This is a genomic window from Micromonospora sp. NPDC050784, assembly GCF_044456765.1.
Lineage (GTDB): Bacteria > Actinomycetota > Actinomycetes > Mycobacteriales > Micromonosporaceae > Micromonospora > Micromonospora foliorum.
The window spans coordinates 261,844-285,767 of sequence record NZ_JBITGG010000002.1; the positions used below are offsets into that span (position 1 = coordinate 261,844).

The 23,924-nt window shown below is 72.6% G+C and carries 21 protein-coding genes; 11 read left to right on the forward strand and 10 right to left on the reverse strand.

Annotation, left to right across the window (positions count from 1 at the left end; genetic code table 11):
- The first annotated feature begins 365 nt into the window (after positions 1 to 365).
- Positions 366 to 2,558 (forward strand): HelD family protein, encoded by a 2,193-nt coding sequence (locus tag ACIBD9_RS03615; protein WP_396714168.1) that lies wholly within the window; start codon positions 366 to 368, stop codon positions 2,556 to 2,558.
- Here the strand turns inward: ACIBD9_RS03615 and ACIBD9_RS03620 are convergent.
- Complete coding sequence (locus tag ACIBD9_RS03620) at positions 2,547 to 3,158, reverse strand: hypothetical protein (RefSeq protein ID WP_396714170.1); 612 nt, start codon at positions 3,156 to 3,158, stop codon at positions 2,547 to 2,549. The genes ACIBD9_RS03615 and ACIBD9_RS03620 overlap by 12 nt on opposite strands.
- Before the next feature lie 160 nt (positions 3,159 to 3,318).
- Between ACIBD9_RS03620 and ACIBD9_RS03625 the strand changes: the two genes are divergently transcribed.
- From ACIBD9_RS03625 to ACIBD9_RS03645, 5 genes are all read left to right on the forward strand, one after another.
- Positions 3,319 to 3,963 carry a transporter gene (locus ACIBD9_RS03625; RefSeq protein WP_396714172.1) on the forward strand — a complete coding sequence of 215 codons (645 nt, stop codon included), beginning with the start codon at positions 3,319 to 3,321 and terminating at the stop codon, positions 3,961 to 3,963.
- Entirely contained in the window at positions 3,960 to 4,271 is a 312-nt protein-coding gene (locus ACIBD9_RS03630) for a transcriptional regulator (RefSeq protein ID WP_396714174.1), read from the forward strand. The genes ACIBD9_RS03625 and ACIBD9_RS03630 overlap by 4 nt, the downstream gene beginning before the upstream one ends.
- Positions 4,268 to 5,221 (forward strand): ABC transporter ATP-binding protein, encoded by a 954-nt coding sequence (locus ACIBD9_RS03635; protein ID WP_396714176.1) that lies wholly within the window; start codon positions 4,268 to 4,270, stop codon positions 5,219 to 5,221. Before ACIBD9_RS03630 ends, ACIBD9_RS03635 begins: the two co-directional genes overlap by 4 nt.
- 10 nt (positions 5,222 to 5,231) lie before the next feature.
- Positions 5,232 to 5,969: an ABC transporter permease gene (locus ACIBD9_RS03640; RefSeq protein ID WP_387170774.1), complete on the forward strand. Its 738-nt coding sequence runs from the start codon at positions 5,232 to 5,234 to the stop codon at positions 5,967 to 5,969.
- A 93-nt stretch (positions 5,970 to 6,062) separates the two neighbouring features.
- The gene (locus ACIBD9_RS03645) at positions 6,063 to 6,827 is read left to right on the forward strand and encodes a VOC family protein (protein WP_238660791.1); all 765 of its coding nucleotides are present in this window, start codon (positions 6,063 to 6,065) and stop codon (positions 6,825 to 6,827) included.
- Positions 6,828 to 6,844: 17 nt separating this feature from the next.
- Here ACIBD9_RS03645 and ACIBD9_RS03650 read toward each other — a convergent pair whose 3' ends face one another.
- The 4 genes from ACIBD9_RS03650 to ACIBD9_RS03665 form a co-directional block, all read right to left on the reverse strand.
- Entirely contained in the window at positions 6,845 to 7,663 is an 819-nt protein-coding gene (locus tag ACIBD9_RS03650; RefSeq protein WP_396714178.1) for an ABC transporter ATP-binding protein, read from the reverse strand.
- Positions 7,660 to 8,730, reverse strand: a complete 1,071-nt coding sequence (locus ACIBD9_RS03655) for a FecCD family ABC transporter permease (protein WP_396714180.1) — start codon at positions 8,728 to 8,730, stop codon at positions 7,660 to 7,662. Before ACIBD9_RS03655 ends, ACIBD9_RS03650 begins: the two co-directional genes overlap by 4 nt.
- Before the next feature lie 13 nt (positions 8,731 to 8,743).
- Positions 8,744 to 9,673, reverse strand: a complete 930-nt coding sequence (locus ACIBD9_RS03660; protein ID WP_396714184.1) for an ABC transporter substrate-binding protein — start codon at positions 9,671 to 9,673, stop codon at positions 8,744 to 8,746.
- 365 nt (positions 9,674 to 10,038) lie between these two features.
- A complete protein-coding gene (locus ACIBD9_RS03665; RefSeq protein ID WP_396714186.1) occupies positions 10,039 to 11,916 on the reverse strand; it encodes a M14 family metallopeptidase in 1,878 nt (625 codons plus the stop codon).
- 210 nt (positions 11,917 to 12,126) lie between these two features.
- Between ACIBD9_RS03665 and ACIBD9_RS03670 the strand changes: the two genes are divergently transcribed.
- Entirely contained in the window at positions 12,127 to 13,464 is a 1,338-nt protein-coding gene (locus ACIBD9_RS03670) for a C39 family peptidase (RefSeq protein ID WP_396714188.1), read from the forward strand.
- 80 nt (positions 13,465 to 13,544) lie between these two features.
- On the opposite strand, the gene ACIBD9_RS03675 is transcribed toward ACIBD9_RS03670, so the two are convergent.
- The 3 genes from ACIBD9_RS03675 to mqnE form a co-directional block, all read right to left on the reverse strand.
- A complete protein-coding gene (locus ACIBD9_RS03675; protein WP_396714432.1) occupies positions 13,545 to 13,859 on the reverse strand; it encodes a DUF4229 domain-containing protein in 315 nt (104 codons plus the stop codon).
- A gap of 73 nt (positions 13,860 to 13,932) precedes the next feature.
- Positions 13,933 to 14,370 (reverse strand): hypothetical protein, encoded by a 438-nt coding sequence (locus ACIBD9_RS03680; RefSeq protein ID WP_357188765.1) that lies wholly within the window; start codon positions 14,368 to 14,370, stop codon positions 13,933 to 13,935.
- 23 nt (positions 14,371 to 14,393) lie between these two features.
- Positions 14,394 to 15,563: an aminofutalosine synthase MqnE gene (gene mqnE, locus ACIBD9_RS03685; RefSeq protein WP_091395685.1), complete on the reverse strand. Its 1,170-nt coding sequence runs from the start codon at positions 15,561 to 15,563 to the stop codon at positions 14,394 to 14,396.
- A gap of 239 nt (positions 15,564 to 15,802) precedes the next feature.
- On the opposite strand from mqnE, the gene ACIBD9_RS03690 reads away from it, so the two are divergent.
- The 4 genes from ACIBD9_RS03690 (at position 15,803) to ACIBD9_RS03705 (ending at position 21,897) form a co-directional block, all read left to right on the forward strand.
- A complete protein-coding gene (locus ACIBD9_RS03690; RefSeq protein WP_396714190.1) occupies positions 15,803 to 17,359 on the forward strand; it encodes an NlpC/P60 family protein in 1,557 nt (518 codons plus the stop codon).
- 114 nt (positions 17,360 to 17,473) lie between these two features.
- Entirely contained in the window at positions 17,474 to 18,907 is a 1,434-nt protein-coding gene (locus ACIBD9_RS03695; protein WP_396714192.1) for a hypothetical protein, read from the forward strand.
- 197 nt (positions 18,908 to 19,104) lie between these two features.
- Positions 19,105 to 21,174, forward strand: coding sequence for a DEAD/DEAH box helicase (locus tag ACIBD9_RS03700; protein WP_396714194.1), 2,070 nt, complete (start codon positions 19,105 to 19,107; stop codon positions 21,172 to 21,174).
- Between the two features lie 93 nt (positions 21,175 to 21,267).
- Positions 21,268 to 21,897 (forward strand): putative glycolipid-binding domain-containing protein, encoded by a 630-nt coding sequence (locus tag ACIBD9_RS03705; RefSeq protein ID WP_387170753.1) that lies wholly within the window; start codon positions 21,268 to 21,270, stop codon positions 21,895 to 21,897.
- A 63-nt stretch (positions 21,898 to 21,960) separates the two neighbouring features.
- Here the strand turns inward: ACIBD9_RS03705 and ACIBD9_RS03710 are convergent, their stop codons facing one another.
- The gene (locus tag ACIBD9_RS03710) at positions 21,961 to 23,052 is read right to left on the reverse strand and encodes a PLP-dependent cysteine synthase family protein (protein WP_396714196.1); all 1,092 of its coding nucleotides are present in this window, start codon (positions 23,050 to 23,052) and stop codon (positions 21,961 to 21,963) included.
- Between the two features lie 32 nt (positions 23,053 to 23,084).
- Complete coding sequence (locus tag ACIBD9_RS03715) at positions 23,085 to 23,915, reverse strand: SDR family NAD(P)-dependent oxidoreductase (RefSeq protein ID WP_396714198.1); 831 nt, start codon at positions 23,913 to 23,915, stop codon at positions 23,085 to 23,087.
- Between the last annotated feature and the right edge of the window lie 9 nt (positions 23,916 to 23,924).

The window sequence follows — 23,924 nt, forward strand, 5'->3', positions numbered from 1 at the left end:
CGCGGTGCGCGGACGCGGTGCGCGGACGCGGTGCGCGGACGCGGTGCGCGGACGCGGTGCGCGGACGCGGTGCGCGGACGCGGTGCGCGGACGCGGAACGGCACCCGACCTCGGCGCCGCGCCCATCTCGACGCCGCGCCACCCTTCAACACGCCACTCACCGGCTCCCGACCGGGCAACACGCCGTCTCGGCTGAGTGGTCGCGTCGGTAATTCGCTGGATCCGGCGGGTTGGGGGGCGTAGGGTTGCAGGCCGCTTGACGGCCGAGGTGAGCTGCACCGGAACGGACGTCTTCGCGCCGGGCGGCCGGCCATCCGCCCCCGGACACGCGAGCGCGCAGCAGATGTGAACGATGGGACGTCAGCATGCCCGCACTTGACCTCGCCACCCAGCTCGACACCAACCTCGACGCGGACCTGGCCGCCGAACGTGCACACCTCACCACCTCGCGGGCGGCGCTGGGTCGGATGCGGGAGCGGGCCCAGGCCCTCTTCGCCACCGGTGACCAGGTAGCCGGCGACGCGTACGCGGCCGAGACGCTCGGGCGCACCCTGGCCCGTCGGGTCGCCGAGCTGGCCGACGACCCGACCACACCGCTCTTTTTCGGCCGCCTCGACTTCGCCGACGCCCCGACCAACCGCACCACCGACCTGGCGGCCACGGACAACGGAACCACCGACAGCGGAACCACGAACAGCAGGGCCAGCAGCGGGACCGCAGCCAGCAGGGCCACGAACGACGCGACCGCGCCCGACACCAGCGGTGATCATTACGGGCGGCGGTATCACGTGGGGCGGCGGCATGTCACCGACGAGCGTGGCGAGCCGTTGGTGCTGGACTGGCGGGCGCCGGTCTCCCGCTCGTTCTACCGGGCCAGCGTGCGGGATCCGCAGGGGGTGGCGGTTCGGCGGCGGTTCGGGTTCAGCAATGGTGTGCTGACCAGCTTCGAGGATGAGCGGCTGGATCGGGGCGAAGAGCTTGGTACGACCAGTCGGATCCTCACGGCCGAGATCGAGCGTCCGCGCGTCGGTCCGATGCGGGACATCGTCGCCACGATTCAGCCGGAGCAGGACGAGCTGGTCCGGGCTGACCTCGCCGACTCGATCTGTGTGCAGGGCGCGCCGGGTACCGGGAAGACGGCGGTGGGTCTGCACCGGGCCGCGTACCTGCTCTACCTGCACCGGGAGCGGTTGCGGCGGGCGGGTGTGCTGATCGTCGGGCCGAACCGGGCGTTCCTGTCGTACATCGCGGCGGTGCTGCCGGCGCTCGGTGAGGTCGAGGTCGAGCAGGCCACGGTCGAGGAGTTGATCTCCCGAGTGCCCGTCCGGGCGGTCGAGGCGCCGGCGGTGGCCGCACTCAAACACGACGTACGGATGGCGAGCGTGCTGCGGCGTGCGGTGCAGGCGCAGATCGGCACCCCGACCGAGTCGATCACCGTGTCGGACGGTTCGTTCCGGTGGCGGATCGGGCTGGAGCCGTTGCACCGGATCGTCGAGGAGACCCGCCGGGAGGGCCTGCCGTACGGCACGGGTCGGGAACGCGTCCAGGCGCGGGTGGTGAGCCTGCTGCAACGGCAGGCCGAGGCGCGGCGTGCGGAGTCGCCAAGCGATGCCTGGCTGCGTCGGATGAGCCGCTGCCGGCCGGTGCTCGACTTCCTGGACGCGGTCTGGCCGGCGCTCACCCCGGAAGGGCTGGTGCACGGCTTGTTCTCCGATCCGGCCCGGCTCGCCGCGGTGGCGGACGGGCTGCTCAGCGACGCCGAGCAGGCGCAGTTGGTGTGGGCGAAGCCGGCCCGTACCCCGAAGGCGACCCGCTGGACCGCCGCCGACGCGGTGCTGATCGACGAGGCGACCGGGCTGTTGGAACGGCTCTCCGGGTTCGGGCACGTGGTGGTGGACGAGGCGCAGGACCTCTCCCCGATGCAGTGTCGGGCCATCGCCCGGCGCAGCGAGCACGGCTCGGTCACGCTCCTGGGTGACCTCGCCCAGGGCACCGCGCCGTGGGCGGCGACGGACTGGAGGGAGTCCCTTGCCCACCTGGGCAAGCCGGACGCGGTGGTGGTGCCGTTGACGATCGGTTTCCGGGTGCCCGCCGCGGTTGTCGCGTTCGCGAACCTGCTGCTGCCGGCCCTCGCGGTGGACGTACCGCCGGCCGAGTCGCTCCGTCACGACGGCGGCCTGGACGTGCGTACGGTGACCGACCTGACCTCGGCGACGGTGGCCGAGGTGCACGCGGCGCTCGCGCACGACGGCTCGGTTGGTGTGATCGCCGCGGACGACGCGGTCGACGGCCTGCGCGCGGCGCTGGCCGAGGCCGGTGTCGAGACCGCGACCGCCGACGACGTGGCGGCCGCGGAGCGGGTCACCGTGGTGCCGGCGACGATGGTCAAGGGCCTTGAGTACGACCATGTGGTGGTGGTCGAGCCGGCCGCGATCGTCGCGGCCGAGCCACGCGGGCTGCACCGGCTGTACGTGGTGCTCACGCGGGCGGTGTCCCGGTTGGCGGTGCTGCACGTCGCGCCGCTGCCCGCCCCGCTCGTCGACGGGTCAGCCGGCTGACAGGGCCGCCGCGATCTCCCGCAGCGGGCGGCCGGGATCGGCCAGCGGCACGTGGAAGGACAGCCACGACCCGTCGGCGAAGTCGAGTCGCAGCCGCTTCCAGTTCAACCGGTACCTGCCGAACCGGGCGGCGACGGCCGTGCGCGGGACCGACCCGAGCAGTTCGATGTCGGCCTGCGCCCGTTCGTCCGCCGCCGAGCTGCAGAGCAGCCCGACGGGTGCGGTCGCGCCGAGCAGCAGCCGCTGGTCGGTGACCGCGAGCACGAGGTCCCGAAGGCCGGTGCCCTTCGCCGCCACGGTCAGGGCGTGGTGCAGCACGGACGCCTGGGAATCCGGTCGGCCTCGGCCTCCGACGCCGAAGACGAGCCAGTCGACGGCGTCGTCCGCCCGGCCGAAGGTGATGTTCGGTGACAGCACGTTGAGCAGGACACCCAGGAAGCTCGGCCGGCCCGTGGCGGGCGGGGCCGACGGCTGCGAGGGCGGCGCCGGGGTGAGGCCTCCACCCGCTCGCACCCGGGCCACCGCGCGCATCTGCTCCCCGACCGGCAGCAGTCGGGTGATCCCCTCGACGTACCGTGCCTGACGTCCGTCGACGGTCACCAGCGCCCCTCGTGGTCGGCGGACACGGACCCTCCCCTGTGGCCTGTGCGGCGGTTCGGTCGCCACGACTGACCACCATAGGCACTGCTCGCCGCGATCGGGGGGTCCGCCGGTGACGACGGGGTCACCCATCTCGACTTTGCGCTGTAAAGTAGTTTGCGTGGACCCCGACGATGATTCACCGCCCACCGACGCGGCGGCGGCGCTCCGGATGATCCAGGCTCAGCGCTCGGCGACGGCACGGCAACTCGATCCCGATGCCCGCCTGCTCTACTGGCCGTGGGGTGTCGCCTGGCTGGTCGGCTTCGGGCTGTTCTTCCTCCGGTTCACCCCCGGTGAGCAGCCGCTGGTTCAACTGCCGAGCTGGCTGCCGCTGACCGTCCTCTTCGTACTGCTGCTGGCCGCCGCCGCGGTGCAGGCGACGGCCAGGGAGCGGGCCTACGACCAGGTGACCGGTGACTCCGCCCGACGTGGCCGCTGGTACGGGTACGCCTGGGGCCTGGGATCGCTGAGCGTCTACGCCGGGCTCGGCCGGATCAGCGGGCACCTGCCGCACGACCTGGCCGCGCTGCTCTGGTCGACCACCTCCGTCGGGCTTATCGGCGCGCTGCAGATGGCCGGCGGGGCGATCTGGCTGAACCGGGACCTGTTCCGCCTGGGCGTGTGGATCAGCGTGATCAACCTGGTCGGCGCGTTCGCCGGGCCAGGCTGGCACGCACTGGTCGTGGCGGTGGCCGGCAGTGGCGGGATCCTGGTGGCCGGCGCGCTCGCCCGGCGACGACAGCGGCAGCAGCAGCAGCCGTGACCGAGCTGGATCCGGTCATCCACGCGCAGGCCCGGCTGCGGGTGGTCGCCAGCCTCTCCGCGCTCGGCGACGGCGACAAGATCGCGTTCCCCCGCCTGCAGGAACTGCTCGCGATGACCGCCGGCAACCTCTCGGTGCACCTGCGCAAACTCGAGGACGCCGGCTACGTGGAGATCAGCAAGACCCATCGTGGACGCACCCCCGCGACCCTGGTCCGGCTCAGCCGGCGAGGCCGGCTGGCGTTCGAGGAGTACACCGAAGTTATCCGCGCCCTGCTCGACCCCACCCCGTCGAAGGAGCAGCCATGATCCTCGCCCGCGCCGTCCAGGCAAGCCGCCGGTACGGCGACGTCCTCGCCCTCGACCGCGTCGACCTGGAAGTCCGGGCCGGTGAGCTGGTCGGCCTGCTCGGGCCGAACGGCGCCGGCAAGAGCACGCTGATGAACCTGCTGGTGGGCCTGCGCCGTCCCAGTTCGGGGCGGGTGGAGCTGAACGGCGGCGACCCCCGCGACCCGGCGAGCCGACGGCAGATCGGGGTCACTCCACAGGAGACCGGCCTCCCCGGCACGCTGCGCGTCGGCGAGGTCGTCGACTTCGTCTCCGCGCACTACCCCGACCCGGTGCCCCGGGCGGAACTGCTCGACCGCTTCGGTCTCGCCGACCTCGCCCGACGGCAGACCGGTGGGCTCTCCGGCGGGCAGCGCCGCCGGTTGGCGGTGGCGTTGGCGTTCGTCGGCCGGCCCCGGTTGGTGCTGCTCGACGAACCGACCACGGGCCTGGACGTGGCCGCCCGGCACACCCTGTGGGACGCGATCCGGGCGTTCCACGACGACGGTGGCACCGTGCTGTTGAGCAGTCACTACCTGGAGGAGGTGGAGGCGCTCGCCCACCGGGTGGTGGTCATCGGGCAGGGCCGGGTGCTCGCCGACGACACCGTGGACGCGGTGCGCGGCATCGTGGGCGTACGCCGGGTCAGCCTCGTCGCCGACCACCTGCCCGACCTGCCCGGGGTGGTGCGCACCGAACGGGTCGACGGTCGGCTGCACCTGCTCACCACCGACGCCGACGAGCTGGTCCGAGCGCTGGTCACGACCCAGACCCCGTTCACCGACCTGGAGGTACGGCCGACGTCCCTGGAAGAGGCGTTCCTCGCCATCACCAGCGGAGAGGCGTCTGGCGGCGACACGGCCAGCGGGGATGCGCCCGCCGGCACCGGCCGACCCACCGCCGCTGCCGGCGGCCGACCCACCACCGTCTGAGGAGGCGACCGTGCAGCTCGCCCTGGTCCACGCCCGCTACCAACTCCTGGAGATCATCCGGATTCCGGTGGCCGTCTTCGGCAGCGCCTTCTTCCCGGCCGCGGCCATGATCTTCTTCGTGGTGCCGTTCGCCGGTGACGATGCGGTCGGCGCCACCTACGCCACCGCGTCGATGGTCACCTTCTCGGTGATGAGCGCCAACATCTTCCAGTACGGCGTCGGTGTCGCCGAGGACCGCGACCAGCCCTGGAACCCGTACACCCGGACCCTGCCGGCCGGGCCGGCACCGCGGTTCGCCGGCCGGGTGCTGGCCGGCCTGGCGCTGACCTACCTCTCGCTGATCCCGGTCGTGGTGATCGGCGCGACGCTGACCGCGGCCCAGCTCACCCCGGCGGCGTTCCTGCTGGCTCTCGGCACGGTGGCCGTCATCTCGGTGCCGTTCACGCTGTTGGGGCTCGCCATCGGCTACTCGCTGCCGAGCAAGGCGGCGATCGTGGTGGCACAGGTGGTCTTCCTGCCGCTGGCCTTCGGCGGCGGCCTGCTCTCCGCGCCCGGCGACGCGCCCGGGTTCATCGAGACGATCGCGCCGTACCTGCCCACCCGGGGCGCGGCCGAACTGATCTGGGCGGCGGTGGGCGACTACGCCGTGGAGCCGCTGGCGCTGATCATGCTCGGCGTCTGGGTGGTGCTGCTCGCCGCGCTCGCCGGCTGGGCGTACCGGCGGGACGAGGGTCGCCGGTTCAGCTGACGATTCGTCCGTTTCCGCCCCGGGCCGCGGCGGGACGGTGCCAGGATTCCGGCAGGGGCCGCCGTGGCCGCCCGGGCCGAGAGGGGTCTTGACGTGAGCACCGTCCCGCCGGGTACGCCCTGCTGGGCCGACCTGGCCACCCCGGACCTGACCGACGCGCGGCGCTTCTACCCGGAGCTGTTTGGTTGGACCGGCCAGGTCACCCCGGAACCCGAGGCGGGCGGCTACACGGTCTTCCTGCTCGACGGTAAGCCGGTGGCCGGCGCCGGCCCGCCCGCGATCCCGGACCAGGTGCCGATCTGGTCGACGTACCTCGCCACCGACGACGCCGAACTGGTCGCCGGCCGGGTCGAGCGGGCCGGCGGGCAGGTCGTCGTACCACCGTTCGAGGTCTTCGACCGGGGCTGGATGGCGGTCTTCGCCGACCCGGCCGGCGCCACCTTCAGCGTCTGGCAGCCACTGGCCATGGCCGGTGCCGAGGTGTTCAACGTGCCGGGCGCGATGAGCTGGAACGAGCTGGTCACCCCGGACCCCGAGGGCGCGAAGGTCTTCTACGAGCTGGTGTTCGGTTGGCAGCCCGACGACCAGGCGGTGGGCGCGATGACGTACACCGGGTGGCGGCTCGGGACGCAGATCGTCGCCGGGATGATGCCGCCGCTGGCCGACGACTTCCCTGCCGACCTGCCCGCGTACTGGACGGTGTACTTCGCGGTGACCGACGCGGACGCCGCCGCGGCCCGCGCCTCCGAGCTGGGCGGAACGATCCTGGTCCCGCCCCGCGACATCCCGGCGGGCCGCTTCGCGGCCCTCCGCGACCCCCAGGGCGCCCTCTTCTCCGTCATCGACCTGGGCCCCTGACCCAGCGCCACTCGGGCTCAGGGGCGGGTGGGGCGGACGGGGACCACCAGGGGGCCGTGGGCACCGGGAACCACCCGGACGCTGGCCCGGTAGTGGGTGGCGAGCAGCTCCTCGGTCAGCACCTCCGGCGGAGTTCCGGCGGCCACCACCTGACCGCCGGCGAGCATCACCATCCGGTCGGCGTACTCACCGGCCAGGGAGAGGTCGTGCATCGTGGCGAGGACGGTCAGGCCGTGCTCGCGGCGTAGCTGGTCGACGAGTTCGAGCACGTCCTGCTGGTGCCCGATGTCGAGCGCGCTGGTCGGCTCGTCGAGCAGCAGCAGCGTCGCGCCCTGGGCGAGGGCGCGGGCGAGGAACACCCGCTGCCGTTCGCCGCCGGAGAGGGTGGCCAGCTCGCGACGGTGGAAGCCGGTGAGGTCCAACCGTCCCAGCACCTCGTGCACGGCGTCCACGTCGGCGGTCGACTCCCGGCCCAGCGCGGGGATGTACGGGGTGCGACCGAGCAGCACGTAGTCCAGCACCGACATGCCGGGCGGCACCACCGGGGACTGTGCCACCGTGGCCACCACCCGGGCGCGGTCCCGGCGACGCAGTGCGGCACTCGGCGTACCGAAGAGGGTGATCGCCTTCGGCGCGGGCAGCAGGCCGCCGACGGCGCGCAACAGGGTCGATTTGCCGGCGCCGTTCGGGCCGATCACGGTGACCCACTCGCCGACGGCGACGGTGAGGTCGACGCCGGTCAGGATCGGCGTGCCACCGAGGGCGACGTGCAGCCCGCGCACCTCGACGGCCGGCGCACCGGCGGCGGGCGCAACGACGGCCGGCTCGCGGCTCACGTGAGCACCCGCCGGGCGGTCCGCAGCACGAGGACGAAGAACGGGCCACCCAGCAGGGCGGTCACCACTCCGATCGGCAGCTCGGAGGGGGCGGCGACGGTCCGGGCCACCACGTCGGTCAGCGCCAGGAACGCGCCGCCGAACAGCAGTGACATCGGCAGGATCACCCGGTAGCTGGATCCGGCGAGCAGCCGGACGGTGTGCGGCACGATGATGCCGACGAAGCCGATCAGCCCGGTCGCGGAGACCGCCGCCGCGGTGCCCAGGGAGGCGGCGGCGATCAACAGGTAGCGGGTGCGCTGCGGGTGCAGGCCCAGACTTCTCGCCTCGTCGTCGCCGACCGCGAGGACGTCCAGCTCACGGCGGTGCAGCAGCACCACCACTGTGGTGAGCACGGCGTACGGCAGTACCAGCAGGACGTCGTGCCAACCGGCGGTGGCCAGCCGGCCGAGCAGCCAGGAGTAGACCGGCTGGATGCTGTCGGCGTGTCGTTGCAGGAGGTACGTCTGCCCGGCGGAGAGGAACGCGGAGACCGCCACCCCGGCCAGGATCAGCATCGCCGGTGACCCGCGTCGCCCGCCGGCCGCGCCGAGCACGTAGGTCATCGTCACGGCGAGCAGGGAACCGGCGAACGCGGCCAGCGGAATGGTCATCGGCAGCCCGGAGAGCGTGCCGTGCCGGCCGGCGCCGCCGAGGGCGATCGCCGCGGTGACCGCGAGGCCGGCGCCGGCGGCCACCCCGAGCAGGTACGGGTCGGCCAGCGGGTTGCGGAACACGCCCTGGTAGCAACCACCGGCGAGGGCGAGCAGCCCACCGACGAGCAGGCCCAGCACCACGCGGGGCAGGCGCAACTCGGTGACGATGGCGATCTCGCGCTCGGTCAGCCCGCTGTCGAGGTGCACCCCGGGAAACAGGTTGAGCAGCTCGGCGGCGACGCTGCCCGGCGGCAGGCTCACCGGGCCGAGCGACACCCCGACCACAAGCGCGACGAGCACCGCGAACAACCCCGCGACCAGCCACCGCTTGCGCAGCCCGGCGGGCCGGGCCGCGGACAGCGGCCCGGTCACCGACGGACGACGGTCACGCGGGCACCTTGGCGACCGCGTCGATGATGACCCGGAGCAGGTCGACGACCCGTGGGCCCCAGCGGGAGGCGATGTCGTCGTCGAGGGCGACGACCTGGTTGTTCTTCACCGCGGTTAGTCCGGCCCAGCCACTGCGCGCCTTGACCGTGTCGGCGCTCTGCTGGCAGCACTTGGCGTCGGCCAGGAAGACGAAGTCCGGGTCGGCCTTGACGATGAACTCCTGGGACAACTGCGGGTAGCCGAAGTTCTTGCCGTCCGCGTCGGCCGGGTCGGCGATGTTGGTCAGGCCGACCTGGCTGTAGAGCGAGCCGATGAAGGTCTTGCTGGTGGCGCTGTACAGCTCCGGGCCCAGCTCGTGGAAGTAGGTGAGCTTCTCGGCGCGCTGCGGCAGGTCCTTGACCAGCTTGGCGATGTCGTCCTTCATCCGGGTGGCGACGTCGGTGGCCTGGTCGGCGTGGCCGGTCAGCGTGCCCAGCTCGGTGATCTGCCGGTACGAGTCGTCGAGCGTGGTGGCCGCCGGGGTCTGGTACACCGGGATCTTCAGCTTGCCGAGCTGTTCGACGATCTTGTTGCGGTCGTCGGAGAGCACCACGAGGTCCGGGTTCTTACCGGCGATCGCCTCGGCGTTCGGCTGGAAGGCGGAGAGGTCGGTCTTGGGCGCGTCCGCCGGGTAGTTCGACTGGTCGTCGACGGCGGTCACCTGCGGGCCGGCACCGATCGCGAAGAGCATCTCGGTGGCGGTCGGCGACAGCACGACGATCTTCTCGGGACGCTTGTCGAGGGTGAGCGCGCCGACGGTGACCGGGTAGGCGGCGGCCGCGGTACCGGCGCTCGGCTGGTCGTCGGTCTTCTCGGCGCAGGCGCCGAGGGCGAGCGCGGTGACCGCGAGGGTCGCCGCGAAGAGCCGAGGGGTACGTCTGAACATGGGGGCCTCCTGTCGGTCGAGGAGTGTGGTGCTTCGCCGACAGGGACTTTCGTACGCCCGCCCACGAGGCGCCCTTCCTCGAGAGCGCGTATCGCGACCGATCCGTAGGCGACCTGGCTCGTCCCCACCGACCGGTGGGGCATCACAGTTGCGGGACAGCGCCGGGTTTCGTACCGGCTTCGCTGCGGACTGGTCGGTAAGACGGTAGCGCACCGCCAGGACGTGCCGGATCGATCAAGGGCCGGTCGGCAGACGTCGATTCCTCGGACACCCGCACAATGCGGGGCGGGGAGGCATATGTCCGAGATCCTGGGGTTTCGGAGCGGGTGGCGGGGCCCCGCCGGGCGGGACGGGGCCCCACCCGATCAGGAGGACGTGATGGTGACGTTGTCCACAGCCGCCTCTACCAGACTGGCTCCGGAGGCGTCGGCCGCTTCGACGAGGATGCGGACCGACTGGCCGGCGTACGGCGAGAGGTTGAGGTTCGCGACCGCCCAACTTCCGTTGCGGTTGCTGGCCGCGCCGGCCTGGGTGAGCAGCGCCGTGGTGCCGCCGTTGTGCACCACGCTGACCCGCAGGTAGTCCGCCGACGAGGCGTTCGAGCCGTGCGCCAGGTACCAGGCGAGCGAGAGGGTCAGCGTGCCGGACGACGGCAGGGTCACCGCCGGGGACCGGGCGCTGGTCACGCCGCCGTCGAGGTCGTAGTCACCGGCCGCCGAGCCGGCCAGCCGGCCGGTGACCAGGTCGTTGGATCCGGCGTACGGGGTGAGCTGCTTGGCTCCGGAGGAGGTGGTCGCCTGGGCGGCACCCCGCTCGAACGCGCCGAGGGTGGCGGTGTCGGTGCCGGCCGGGTTGATGGTCCAGCCGGTGGCGGTCTCGAAGGTGTCCGACCAGACCGTGGTGCCGCCACCGCCGCCGCAGTACTGCGCCTGCTTGCCGATGGCCCGGTACGGGCAGTCGGCGTACTCGCTGAGAATCAGCACCGCCTCCCGGTTGCGCGAGGTCTGCGCCGGAATCACCTCGTCGGGCGGGTAGAAACCGCCGCCACCGGACGAGCCCGGGTACATCTCGAAGGTGTACGCCCAGATGTTGTGGGTGGCCCACATCCAGTCGAGGCTGTCCCCGTCGGTGATGTAGAGGTCGCTGGACTGTTCCGGCGTGTAGTTGTTGGTGGCCGCCATCTGCTGACCGATGATGGCGAAGGTGTTGTACTGGTCCGCGTTCATCCCGGTCGCGGTGTTCGCCGTGGTGTAGCCGTACGGCCAGAGCACCAGCTCCGAGTACGTGTGGAAGTCGATGTTGGCCTTGATCTGCTGCACACCGCCGACCACCCGGCCGTTGACGAAGTTACGCAGCGCCTGCGTCTCGGGCGCGGAGAACGCCGACGGCCCCCGGTAGGTCTCCGACGAGGTGGTGCCCGACGAGCCGCCGCAGCATCCCCAGTTGTATGACCAGTTGCGGTTCAGGTCGGTGCCGACGTTGGACGAGCCGCTGTTGGGCTGCCGGTTCTTGCGCCAGGACCGGTACGAGCCGGTGGCGATGTCGTACTCGCTGCCGTCCGGGTTGACCGTCGGCACGATCCAGAGCTCCCGGCCGTTGACGATGTTGGTGATCCGGGAGTCACTGCCGTAGTTGTCGGTGAAGAGGTTGAGCAGGTAGATCGCCATCTCGACGGTCAGGTGCTCGCGGGCGTGCTGTTGGGAGTTGAACAGGATCTCCGGCTCGTTCTCGTCGGTGCCGACGTTGTCGGAGATCTTCACCGCCATCAGGTCGCGGCCCTCGTACGACGAACCGATGCTGATCTTGCGGGCGATCGCCGGATGGTCGGCGACGACCTGGTTCACGACGGCGGTCAGTTCCGCGTAGTCGTGGTAGTTGGAGTCGGCCGGCGGGAAGGCCAGCGCGCCGAACTCGTCGGCGCCACGCTCGGCGTTGGGCGGCGGGGCCAGCGGTTCCAGCCGGAAACCGAGCTTGCCGATCGCTGCGGCCTCGGCCGCGGTGGCCGAGATGTGCAGCACGCCGTGCTCGGAGTAGTCGATGGCGGCTCCGGTGCGGGCCACCGCGTTGCGGTCGGCGAGGGTCCGGGGCCCGAGCACCCGGTAGCCGGCGGCGGCCGGCTCGGCGGTGCGGTCCGGTGCCGGTCGGGCGGAGACCGGACCGGCGGCGACGGTGACGATGCCCAGCCCGGTGACGACAGCGAGCACCAGGACACGGCGGAGGGGGTTGGGCGTGCGGAGGGCCATGGACTACCTCCTCGATGGGCGGGAGATCCCGCTCGGTGAAGGACACTTCACCACCTGTCACATGGTCATATCAATATCGATCGCTGCCTTCGCCATCCCAGGCGGATCATCACGGCGGCAATGATTTTCCATCCATCAACATCTGGCGAAACTTCCCTCCAAGCGGAAAACTGACCAGCGACGATGCCCCCTCGACACCGCGGAGCCCCCATGGCCAGATCCCGCCTGCGCGCGGCCGCCCTCGCCGGCGTCACCACGCTCACCCTGCTCAGCACCGCCGCGCCCGCGCTGGCGGCCCACCCGCCCGCCCCCGCCCACGACGAGCAGATCACCTTTCAGGACTGGGCCGGGCCCGCCGACTGGCACCGGGGCAGCCGGGCCGGCACCCGCGTCGTGCCCGGCGCCCGCGCGGGCATCACCCTGGCCCGCCCGGCCGGCACCACCGAGTACGCCGACCCGCACACCGGCGCCACCCGCACCTGGGAGTACGGCACCTGGACCTCGCCGGTGACTCAGGTCGGATTCGACGCCACCGAGCTGATCGCCTCCTGGAACGCGGAGACCCCCGCCGGCACCTGGATCCAGGTGGAGATGCAGGGCAGCTACACCAGCGGCGACCAGACCCCGTGGTACGTCCTGGGTCGCTGGGCGTCCGGCGACGCCGACATCAAGCGGACCAGCGTCAATCGGCAGGGCGACCCCTGGTCGACGATCTGGACCGACACCTTCAGCATCGACGACGCCACCGCCGGGGTGCTGCTGCGGTCGTACCAGCTCAAACTGACCCTGTACCGCGCACCCGGGCAGAGCGCCGCCCCGGTGGTCCGCATGCTGGGCGCGATGAGCTCCACCGTGCCGGACCGGTTCACCGTCACGCCGAGCGCCGGGCACATCGCCTGGGGGCGGGAGCTACCGGTGCCGCGCTACTCGCAGAACGTGCACGCCGGGCACTACCCGGAGTACGACGGCGGCGGCGAGGCGTGGTGCTCGCCCACCTCCACCGAGATGGTGGTCGAGTACTGGGGTCGCAAACCGTCGGCGGCCGACACCTCCTGGGTGGACCCGACCTACCCCGACCCGACGGTCAACCACGCCGCCCGGATGACCTACGACTACGCGTACGACGGCGCGGGCAACTGGCCGTTCAACACCGCGTACGCGGCCAGCTTCCCCGGGCTGGAGGGTCGGGTGACCCGGTTGCACTCGCTCGACGAGCTGGAGCGTTTCATCGCCGCCGGCATCCCCGTCGTGACCAGCCAGTCCTTCCTCGCCAGTGAGCTGGACGGGGCGAACTACGGCACCTCCGGGCACCTCTTCGTGGTGGTCGGCTTCACCGCCGACGGCGACGTGATCGTCAACGACCCGGCCTCGTCCAGCAACGACGTGGTGCGCAACGTCTACAAGCGTGCGCAGTTCGAGCAGATCTGGCTGCGGACCAAGCGCACCAACGCCAGCGGCGGTGTGTCCGGCGGCTCCGGCGGCATCGCGTACCTGATCAAGCCCACCACAAAGCCCTGGCCCAAGGTCCCCGGCTCCACCAACTGGTAACGCCCACCCACCTGCGTGAGCACGGGTTGATCAAGAGGTTTGCGTCACCGGGAGCCGTCCTGGTGACGCAAACTTCTTGATCAACGCTCGGTGTCGGGGGCCTGGGTGGGGGGGTCGGGGGTGGGGTTTGGGGTGGGGTCGGTGGGGGTTTGGTCTTCGCCGGCCAGGGCGGAGCGGAGGCGTTCCTTCTCGGTGCGGCGGCGCTCGGCCGCCTCGGCGATCTCCCCGGCCATCTCGTCGCGCCAACCACGCAGCAGGAAGAAGGAGAGCGCGGCGGAGAACACCAACGCCAGCATCAGCTTCAGGAACACGTTCATGTCGATCAGCCAGAGACCCGCCAGCACGGCGACGAACAGCCCGATCCGGCCCAGCGTGTACTTGAGCGCGGCGCTCACCTGCACCACTCCGTTCTCTCCGTCGCCCGCCACTGCCGGCGGAAGGGTCGAGCCGCCCGGCGGGCGGTCGTGGTCAGCCGGTCCGGCGGGCCAGCCAGCGGACGCCCGGGAACCAGAGGGCCGCGTACGCCACGGTGAACGCCCCCGCCGCCAACGCGCCGGAGAGCAGCGGAGGCAACCCCGCGCCCAGACCGGCGATCAGCAACCCCGCGAACACCCCGACGGCGGCAGCGACCACCGCCGCCACCACCCGAGCCGCGCCGAACTCCCAGGCCCGGAAGTCGTCCCAGAACAGCCAGGCCGGCAGGATCACCGCCAGCCAGCCGTTGGTGTGCCCGAAGTCGCCGGCGCCGATCGAGGCGAACGCCCAGTCGAACAGCACCAACGCGAGCACGCCGATGACCAGGCCGGCCAGGCACACCCCGAGCAGGTCGCCCAGGGTACGGATGCGGCCCTCGGCGTCCCGGCGGGGAAACCCGCTCTGCTGCTCAGATCCTCGTTGCTCGGTCATCGACTGCGAGGGTACGTGGTGGCTCAGGCCCAGACCTGCTGCGGCTCGGCGCGCCGCTCGGCCAGCGACGGGGCCTTGTCGTACTCCCGGACCACGTTGTAGCGGGTGTCCCGCTCGACCGGCTGGAAGCCGGCGTCCCAGATCAGGTGCAGCAGGTCGTCGCGGTGCATGGTGTTCGGGGTGCCGTACGAGTCGGCGTCGTGCGTGATCTTGTATTCGACGACGGAGCCGTCCAGGTCGTCCACGCCGAAGTTCAGCGAGAGCTGAGCCACCGACAGCCCGTGCATCACCCAGAAGTTCTTCAGGTGCGGCACGTTGTCGAAGAGCAGCCGGGAGACGGCGAACGTCTTCAGCGACTCGGCCGGCGAGGCCATCGTGGTACGCGCCTGGATCCGGTTACGGATCTTGCCGTCCGCCGAGTCGACGAAGTCGTGCTGGTAGCGCAGCGGGATGAAGACCGCGAAGCCACCGGTCTCGTCCTGCAACTCGCGCAGCCGCAGCACGTGGTCGACGCGGTGCCGGGGTTCCTCGATGTGGCCGTACAGCATGGTCGCCGGGGTCTTCATGCCCTTGCTGTGGGCCAGGGCGTGGATGCGCGACCAGTCCTCCCAGTGGCAGGCGTGGTCGACGATGTGCTGCCGGACCTCCCAGTCGAAGATCTCCGCGCCACCGCCGGTCAGCGACTCCAGGCCGGCGTCCATCAGCTCGTCGAGGATCTCGTCGGCGCTCAGGCCGCTGATCTTCTCGAACCACTGCACCTCGGTCGCCGTGAAGCACTTGAGCTTGACGTTCGGCAGCGCCGCCTTCAGCTCACGCAGCACCTTCGGGTAGTAACGCCAGGGCAGCGTGGGGTGCAGGCCGTTGACGATGTGCAACTCGGTGAGCTGCTCGTCCTCCATCTCCTTGGCCTTGCGGACCGCCTCGTCGATGCGCATCGTGTACGCGTCCTTCTCGCCCGGCTTGCGCTGGAACGAGCAGTACGCACAGGACGCCGAACAGACGTTGGTCAGGTTGAGGTGCCGGTTGACGTTGAACATCACCCGCTCACCGTTCAACTCGGTGCGCTTGTGGTGCGCCAGCCGCCCCAGCCAGGTCAGGTCGTCGCTCTCGTAGAGGGCGACCCCGTCCTCCCGGGTCAGCCGCTCACCGGCGTACACCTTCGCTTCGAGCTCACGCTTGAGTCCGGCGTCCATGGCACGTCCCTTCCACCTGCGGTCCGGATCGAGCGTACGTCGCGGCGCCGACCGGCCCGGCGGCACGGTCGGCGGCAGCGACCCACTTCACCAGACTCTCAGCCTCCCGTAACCCGGCAACGCATCGACATGAGTGGCGAGGTGCGGTAGTAACAAGGTGGGGCGGAACACACACACTGGTACCGTCCCGACGGTCGCGCCCACCGAGCGCGGCGACGAGCGGTTGGACGGGGAGCGGCATGGTCTACAGCGGGCTTGGGCGACGGCAGCGACGACGGAGCCCGGTGATCTCGCCGGTTCTGCGTCCGAAGCTCTGGGCCGCCCTGCTCGGCGCGATCGCCGCAGCCGTACTGGCCACCCCCGCGTACGCGGAGCCCGGCGTGCCGACCACGGTGCCGGACACCGGCTCGCGCCCGGCGGTCACCGGCTCGCTTCAGCTGCCTGGCGGCGCACCGGTCGCCGGTGTGCCCGCCCCGCCGGTGGTCAACGTCGGCAACGGTCCACTGGCCGCCGCGATCTCCGCCGGCGAGGTCCAGGTCGGCGCGCTCGGCGAGGCGTTGCTGGTGAGCCGGCAGAAACGCGTCGACGCGCAGGCGCAGCTCGACGCGGCCGGCAAGGCGCTGGCGACCGCACAGGACGCCCTGCTCCGCGCCCAGCAGACCGCTGACACCGCCGCCGCCGAGGCCGTCAAGGCAGCCGCCGCGCTGCCGCCGGGCGAATTCGCCGAGGACATCCGCGGGCTGAGCCGCCTCCAGGCGATCACCCGTGGCGAGAAGGTCGACGGCGGCACCACCGGGGTGGCCGGGGAGCTGTCCCGGGCCCGCGCCGGTGAGCAGGCCGCGTACCAGAAGCACACCGAGGCCAAGGCGCTGCTCGCCGCCGCCGAGGCGGAGTTCGCCTCGGGTGAGAGGGCGCTCCGTACCGCCGAGGCGAGCCTGCTCAAGCTGCGCCGGGACAACGCCGCCGCGCTGATCGAGATCGAACGCCAGCAGGAAGCCGCCGAGCAGCAGATCGGCGCCGGCTACGTCTCCAACCAGAGCATCAGCGGCATGGCCGCGCACCCGCGGGCACTGGCCGCGGTCCGGTACGCGCTCGCCCAGCTCGGCGACCCGTACAAGTGGTCCGAGGAGGGGCCGGACCAGTTCGACTGCTCCGGCCTGATGTGGGCGGCGTACCGGTCCCCCGGCGCCGACTACTTCGACCTGCCCCGGGTCTCCCGGGACCAGTACGCCGCCACCCGTTCCCGCACCGTTTCGCAGAGCGCACTGCTCCCCGGCGACCTGCTCTTCTTCGCCTCGGGCAGCAGCTGGACGACGATCCACCACGTCGGCATGTACATCGGCAACGGCAAGATGGTGCAGGCGCCCACCACCGGCGACGTCGTCAAGATCTCGGTGGTCGGCTGGTCCCGGCTGTACGCCGCCACCCGGGTGATCGGCGCGGTGCCGGCACCGGTAGTGACCAACCCGACCCCGCCCGTCTCGCCCCCGAAGCCCACGCCGTCGCCCACGAAGACCACCAAGCCGACGCCCACGCCGACGCCCACGAAGACCACCAAGCCGACGCCCACGCCGACGAAGCCAACGCCGCCGACGAAGCCAACGCCGACGCTGACGACCAGCCCGACGCCCAAGCCGTCGATCACCCCGAGCAGCACCCCGGGCAACACCCCGACGACCCTGCCCTCGGCACCGAGCAGCGCGCCGACCAGCGCGTCTCCGACGACCACGCCGAAGGCCAGCACGAGCGCGACGGGCAGTGGCAGCGCGACGGGCAGCCCCAGCACCGCGGGCTGATCCGCCACGACCGGCTCCGGCTGTCCGCTCGGCAAGATCTGTGGCACCGTGACAACCAGGCACATCCGACTCGACGTCACGGGTTCGGGTGCGAGCATGGCGCGGAGGGCGGAAATGGCCGAGCAGAACGATCCGGCGGAGACTGTCGACCCCGTGGTCGACCAGGCCGGCCCACCAGGGCCGGAAACCCCCGACCCGGTGGCCGCCAGCGACACCAGCCCGGCCGACGCCAGCCCGGCCGCCGGCGACACCAGCTCCGCTGACAGCGGCACGGCAGCGGACGTCGCGGAGGCCTCGACCGACGCCGATGACGACGTACCCGCCGGCGACGACGAGCGCCAGAGCCCGGCCGCCGCACCGGTACGCGCACGCGCCAGCGTCGTGACCGCCGGGGCTTCCCGCGGTGACCTGCCGGCAAGCGCTCCGGCCACCGCGACCACCTACCGTGCCACCGGCTCGGCCAGCCCAGCCGACGTGTCGTTGCCGGCACAGCGGAACGACTCCCCCGCGCCGGCCCGGGCCAGCGCCACCGTTCCGAGCAGCAGCCGGGGCACGGCCGACGCCCTGGGCACCCCGGACCTCCGCGAGCGCACGCCCGCCGTCTACCGAGCCGCGCCGGTGGGCGCCGAGCCGGAGCCGGCCCAGCCCTCGACGCCGTCGACCCCGGAGCCGGAGCCCGCGCCACCCGGTCCCGGGCCGACCCAGCCGTCGCCACCGGAACCGGAGCCCGCACCCGCCCCGGGTCCGTACCCGCCCGGTCCGGTGCCGACGCCGGGCCCCGGGCCCACGCCGCCGCCCGGTCCGGTTCCGCCCGTACCGGGCCCACCCACCCCACCGCCCTCGCCGGTGCCGCCCATGCCCGGCCCGCCGTCGCCGCCCGTCCCGAGCCCGCCGCTGCCGCCACCCGGTCCGCCGGTTCCGGCACCACCGGCCCCGCCCGGCCCGATGCCGGCACCGCCGTTTCCGCCGCCGCCGGCGATGACCGACACGCCCGGCGTACGCGCCAGCGCGTCGGTCTCCGCACCGCCGGCCGGGTGGCCGTCCACCTCCGGTGCGACTCGCCCGACGTCCGGTGCCGGTTGGACCGGGGCAGCCGCGCCGCCGGTGGTGCCCGCGCCGGCGCTGCCGAGCTGGCCACCGTCCACCGCCGGGGCGTCTTCCTCGACCCGGAACAGCACCGGAAACTCCCGAATGTCCGCGCCGCCGAGCAGCCCACCGGCTGGTTCCGCCGGACGGGACGCGGCCGGCGCCCGTGGTGGGCGGCACGACGGCGGCTCCGACCTGGCCGGCACGGTCTACGGCAACGGCGAGGGGGCCGGCTTCACCACCATCGCGATACCCGCCAACGCGGTGGAGACGTCCGGCTCGCTGACCGGGCACATCCTGGCCCAGGGCTGGGCGGACACGCCGGCCGAACGGTCCCGTAACACCCGGGTGATGATCGTCCTGGCCGCCGCTCTGGGGCTGCTGGTGGCGATCAGTGTCATGGTCGTTCTGCTGGCCGGTGACGCTCTGGACGGTCTGGTGGGCAGCGTGCTCAACGGGTGAGCGAGCGAGCGTCGGCGATGGTGAGTCCGCCCACTACCGTCGGTCAACCGGCTGGCGGCTTCGCCAGACCGCCGTACACTGGGCGAGATCACTGACCCGGCGCGCGTGGTGTGCGCCCCTGGGCGATCTTGCGGGCGATCCGGCGGTACAGCCGCGGCAGGCCATCGCGAAGATGCGCCCCGCTCGAAAGGTTTTTGTTGACCACCTCTGCTGACCCCAGCACCGTTACGTCCGTTTTCAACTCAGTCCCGGCGGTCGACACCGCTCGGGAGCAGCTCGACGTCGCTCCGAGCGAGGCCGGCACCGCGCCGGTGGCCACGGCGCAGGCCGAGCCGACCGAGACCACCGAGCCGATCAGCTTCGCCGCTCTCGGCCTGCCCGACCCGCTGGTCCGCGCACTGGCGCAGCAGGGCATCACCAGCCCGTTCGAGATCCAGCGGGCCACCGTTCCGGACGCGCTCGCCGGCCGTGACGTGCTGGGCCGCGGGCAGACCGGTTCGGGCAAGACGCTCGCCTTCGGTCTGCCGATGATCGCCCGGCTGGCCACCCGCAACCGGGCCCGGCCGATGCGTCCGCGCGCCCTGGTCCTGGTGCCCACCCGCGAGCTGGCCATGCAGGTCAACGACGCCCTGGTGCCGCTGGGCAAGTCCGTCGGCATCTTCCTCAAGACCGCCGTCGGCGGCGTTCCGTACGACCGTCAGATCGACGCGCTGCGCCGCGGCGTGGAGATCATCGTGGCCACCCCGGGCCGGCTCGGCGACCTCATCGAGCGGGGCATCTGCCAGCTCGACGACGTCGAGGTCACGGTGCTCGACGAGGCCGACCAGATGGCCGACATGGGCTTCCTGCCCGAGGTGACCGACCTGCTGGCGAAGACGCCGGCGAACGGTCAGCGGCTGCTCTTCTCGGCCACGCTGGACGGTGACGTCGACGCGTTGGTCAAGCGGTTCATGACCGACCCGGTCACCCACTCCACCGCGCCGTCCACCGCCTCGGTGTCCACCATGGACCACCACATGCTGTTGATCCCGCCGCACGAGAAGTTCCCGGTGGCGGCCTCGATCGCCGCCCGGGATGGCCGGACCATGGTCTTCGCCCGTACCCAGCTCGGGGTGGACCGGCTGGTCGAGCAGCTCGCGGCCGTCGGCGTACGCGCCGGTGGGCTGCACGGCGGCAAGACCCAGCGGATGCGCACCAAGACGCTTGCCGAGTTCCGTGAGGGCCGGATGAACGTGCTGGTCGCCACGGACGTGGCGGCCCGGGGCATCCACGTCGACGGGGTCACCCTGGTGCTGCACGTCGACCCGCCGAAGGACCCCAAGGACTACCTGCACCGCGCGGGGCGTACCGCCCGGGCCGGCGAGTCGGGCGCGGTCGCCACGCTGGTGCTGCCCAAGCAGCGCCGCACCACCCTGGCGATGATGGAGAAGGCCGGCGTCGCGCCGGCCGAGACCCGGGTCCGGGTCGGCGACGCGGCGTTGGCCGAGCTGGTCGGCGCCCGCGAGCCCAGTGGCGTTCCGGTCCGCGTCGAGGCGGAGCCCCGGGGCTACGGCGACCGCTCCGGCGGGTCGCGCCGGTTCGACGACCGGGCCGGGGGCCCGCGTCGGTTCGGTGACCGCACCGGAGGCGAGCGCCGCTACGGCGACCGCCCGCAGGGCGACCGGCGCTTCGGTGACCGGCCGACCGGCGAGCGTCGGTTCGGCGACCGCCCGCAGGGTGACCGCCAGTACGGCGACCGGCCGCAAGGTGACCGGGGCTACGGCGACCGCCCGCAGGGCGAGCGCCGTTACGGCGACCGGCCCACCGGCGAGCGGCGCTTCGGCGACCGCCCGCAGAGCGACCGCGGCTACGGCGACCGCCCACAGGGCGACCGGGGCTACGGCGACCGGCCCACCGGCGAGCGGCGCTTCGGCGACCGCCCGCAGGGCGACCGGGGCTACGGCGACCGACCGCAGGGCGAGCGCCGTTACGGCGACCGGCAGCAGGGCGACCGCCCGCAGGGCGAGCGTCGGTTCGGCGACCGGCCGCAGGGCGGTGACCGGGACGGTCGGGGCGACCGGCCCACCGGCGAGCGGCGCTTCGGCGACCGACCGCAGGGTGAGCGGCGCTTCGGCGACCGGGACGCTCGGGGTGGTTTCCGCCCGGAGAGCCGGGTCCGGGACGACCGGCCGCGCGACGACCGGCCCCGCGACGACCGGCCGCGTGACGATCGGCCGCGTGACGATCGGCGCGGTTTCGGCGGGCGACCGGCGGCGCGTACCCACTGATTGATCCACCGAACGCCGTCGCGAAGCTCAGGCTTCGCGGCGGCGTTCGCGCATGCCCTGCCGATGCCGATCCGGTCGCGTAACGTCCGGCTCATGCCGACCATGCCGAAGTCGATCTTCTGGTCCCGGACGGACACCGCCGGCAGCGAGCAGGTTCTGCTCGACGACGGCCACGGGTTGGCGGCCCGGGGCACCCTGCTCGCCGTGGACCCGATCCCGTGGACCGCCCGCTACCAGCTGACCACCACGCCGGACTGGGCCACCAGCCGGGTCGAGGTCGAGGCCGAAGGGCTCGGCTGGCTGCGCCGGGTGACCCTGGAGCGGGCCACGGGCCGGTGGCGGGTGACCACCGCCGAGCAGGGCAACCTGGACGCGGCCCTGGTCGCGGCCGGTCACCCCCGGGCCGGTCTGCCCGGCACGGATGACCCGGACCGACTGGCCGACGCGCTCGACGTCGACCTGAGCGGTTCGCCGCTGTTCAACACCCTGCCGGTCCACCGGCTCCGGATGGCGGCCGAGGCGGCCGATGTGGCACACCGGATCACCGTCGCCTGGGTGCTGCTGCCCGGCCTGGAGGTGGTGCCGGCCGAGCAGATCTACACCGGGCTCGGGCCGGGTCGGGTGCGCTTCGCCAGTGGCACCTTCACGGCCGACATCGACCTGGACGACAGCGGCTACGTGGTGCGCTACCCCGGGCTGGCCGAACGGATCGACCCGCGCTGACCCGCGCACCGGCGGGCCAGGCCCCGCTGAATGGTTCAGGCCGGCCAGGCCCCGCTGAGCAGCTCAGGCCGGCCAGGCCCCGCTGGCCAGGAAGCGGTCGATGGTGGCCAGGTGCGGGGTCAGGTCGAGGCCCTGGGCGGCCACCCAGTCGTCGGCGTAGTAGGTGTCGGCGTACCGGTCGCCCGGGTCGCAGATCAGGGTGACCACCGAGCCGGTCCGACGCTCGGCGAGCATCGCGGCGATCAGGCCGAACGCGCCCCACAGGTTGGTGCCGGTGGACCCGCCCACCCGGCGACCGAGCAGCGCCGATCCGGCGCGCATGGCGGCCAGTGACGCCGCGTCCGGCACCTGGACCATCCGGTCCACCACCGAGGGCAGGAACGACGCCTCCACGGTGGGCCGGCCGATCCCCTCGATGCGGGAGCCCTTCCCGGTGCGCACCGACCAGTCGGCGGCCAGCCAGGCCGGGTAGAACGCCGAGTTCTCCGGGTCGACCACGCAGAGCTTGGTGGCGAGCCGGCGGTACCGGGCGTAGCGGCCGATGGTCGCGCTTGTGCCCCCGGTGCCAGCGCCCACCACGACCCAGGCGGGGATCGGGTGTCGCTCCAGCTCCAACTGCGCGTAGATCGACTCGGCGATGTTGTTGTTGCCCCGCCAGTCGGTCGCCCGCTCCGCGTAGGTGAACTGGTCCATGAAGTGCCCGCCGGAGTCCTCGGCGAGCCACCGGGCCTCGACCACCACGCTCGCCGGGTCGTCCACCAGGTGGCACCGGCCGCCCTGGAACTCGATCTGCGCGATCTTCTCCGGCGAGGTGGAGGCGGGCATCACCGCGATGAACGGCAGGCCCAGCATCCGGGCGAAGTACGCCTCGGAGACCGCCGTGGAACCCGACGACGCCTCGACGATCGTGGTGCGCGGCCCGATCCAGCCGTTGCAGAGCCCGTAGAGGAACAGCGAGCGGGCCAGCCGGTGCTTCAGCGAGCCGGTGGGGTGTGACGACTCGTCCTTGAGGTAGAGGTCGATCCCCCACTCCCGGGGCAGCGGGAACGGCAGCAGGTGGGTGTCGGCCGAGCGGTTCGCGTCCGCCTCGACGGCGGCGATCGCCTCGGTCACCCAGGTTCGGCTGGATTCGTCGCACCGGTCGAGATGAGTCACGCTCGGAAACCTAGCAAGCGGGCCAGCGGTGGTCAGCGTCGGTCCGACGGCGCTGACCTGCGGCGTTGGCGGCGCTGACCGGCGCGGCCGGCGGCCCGGACGAGCGGGGTCAGTGCGACGGCCAACCTGGGCAGTGCGTCCAACAGGCGCACCTGTACTCCCCGCCAGCGGGGCAGGGTGACCACCGGACGTGGCCGGCGGGCCAGCCGGACCGCCCGGGCCGCCACCCGCTGCGCGGTCAGCATCGACCCGGTGAACGAGGCCACCGCCCCCGGGTCGTCCAGCCGGTCGTGCAGCATCGGGGTCCAGATGCCGTCCGGGCAGAGACAGGAGACGTGCACCCGCCGGTACCCGGCCATCCGCAGGTCGGACAGGGTGCCGAGGCTGAACGCCAGCAGGGCGTGCTTGCTGGCCGCGTACACCGTCTCGCCGGGCGCGGCGACCAGCCCGGCCAACGAGACGACGTTGAGCACGTGGCCGTGGCCCTGCTCGCGCATCACGGTCAGCGCGGCGAGGGTGCCGTTCATGGCGCCGTGGGCGTTCACGTCGAGCACCCGACGGCGGGTCGCGGCGTCGTGCTCCCACGACGCCCCGGTGACGAGGATGCCGGCGTTGTTGACCCAGAGGGCGAGGTCGCCCCGGCTCGCCGCGATCCCGGCGACGGCGGCGCAGGCGTCCTCGTCCCGGACGTCCAGGGCCGTCGACCAGCCGCCGAGCGGCGCCGCGGCGCTCTGCACCGCCGCCGGGTCGAGGTCGGTGAGCAGCACCGACCAGCCGTCGGCGTGCAGCGCGGTGGCGATGGCACGGCCCAGGCCCCCGGCCGCGCCGGTCACCACCGCCACGGGACGGGCCGGAGGGGTCATCGGCGCACG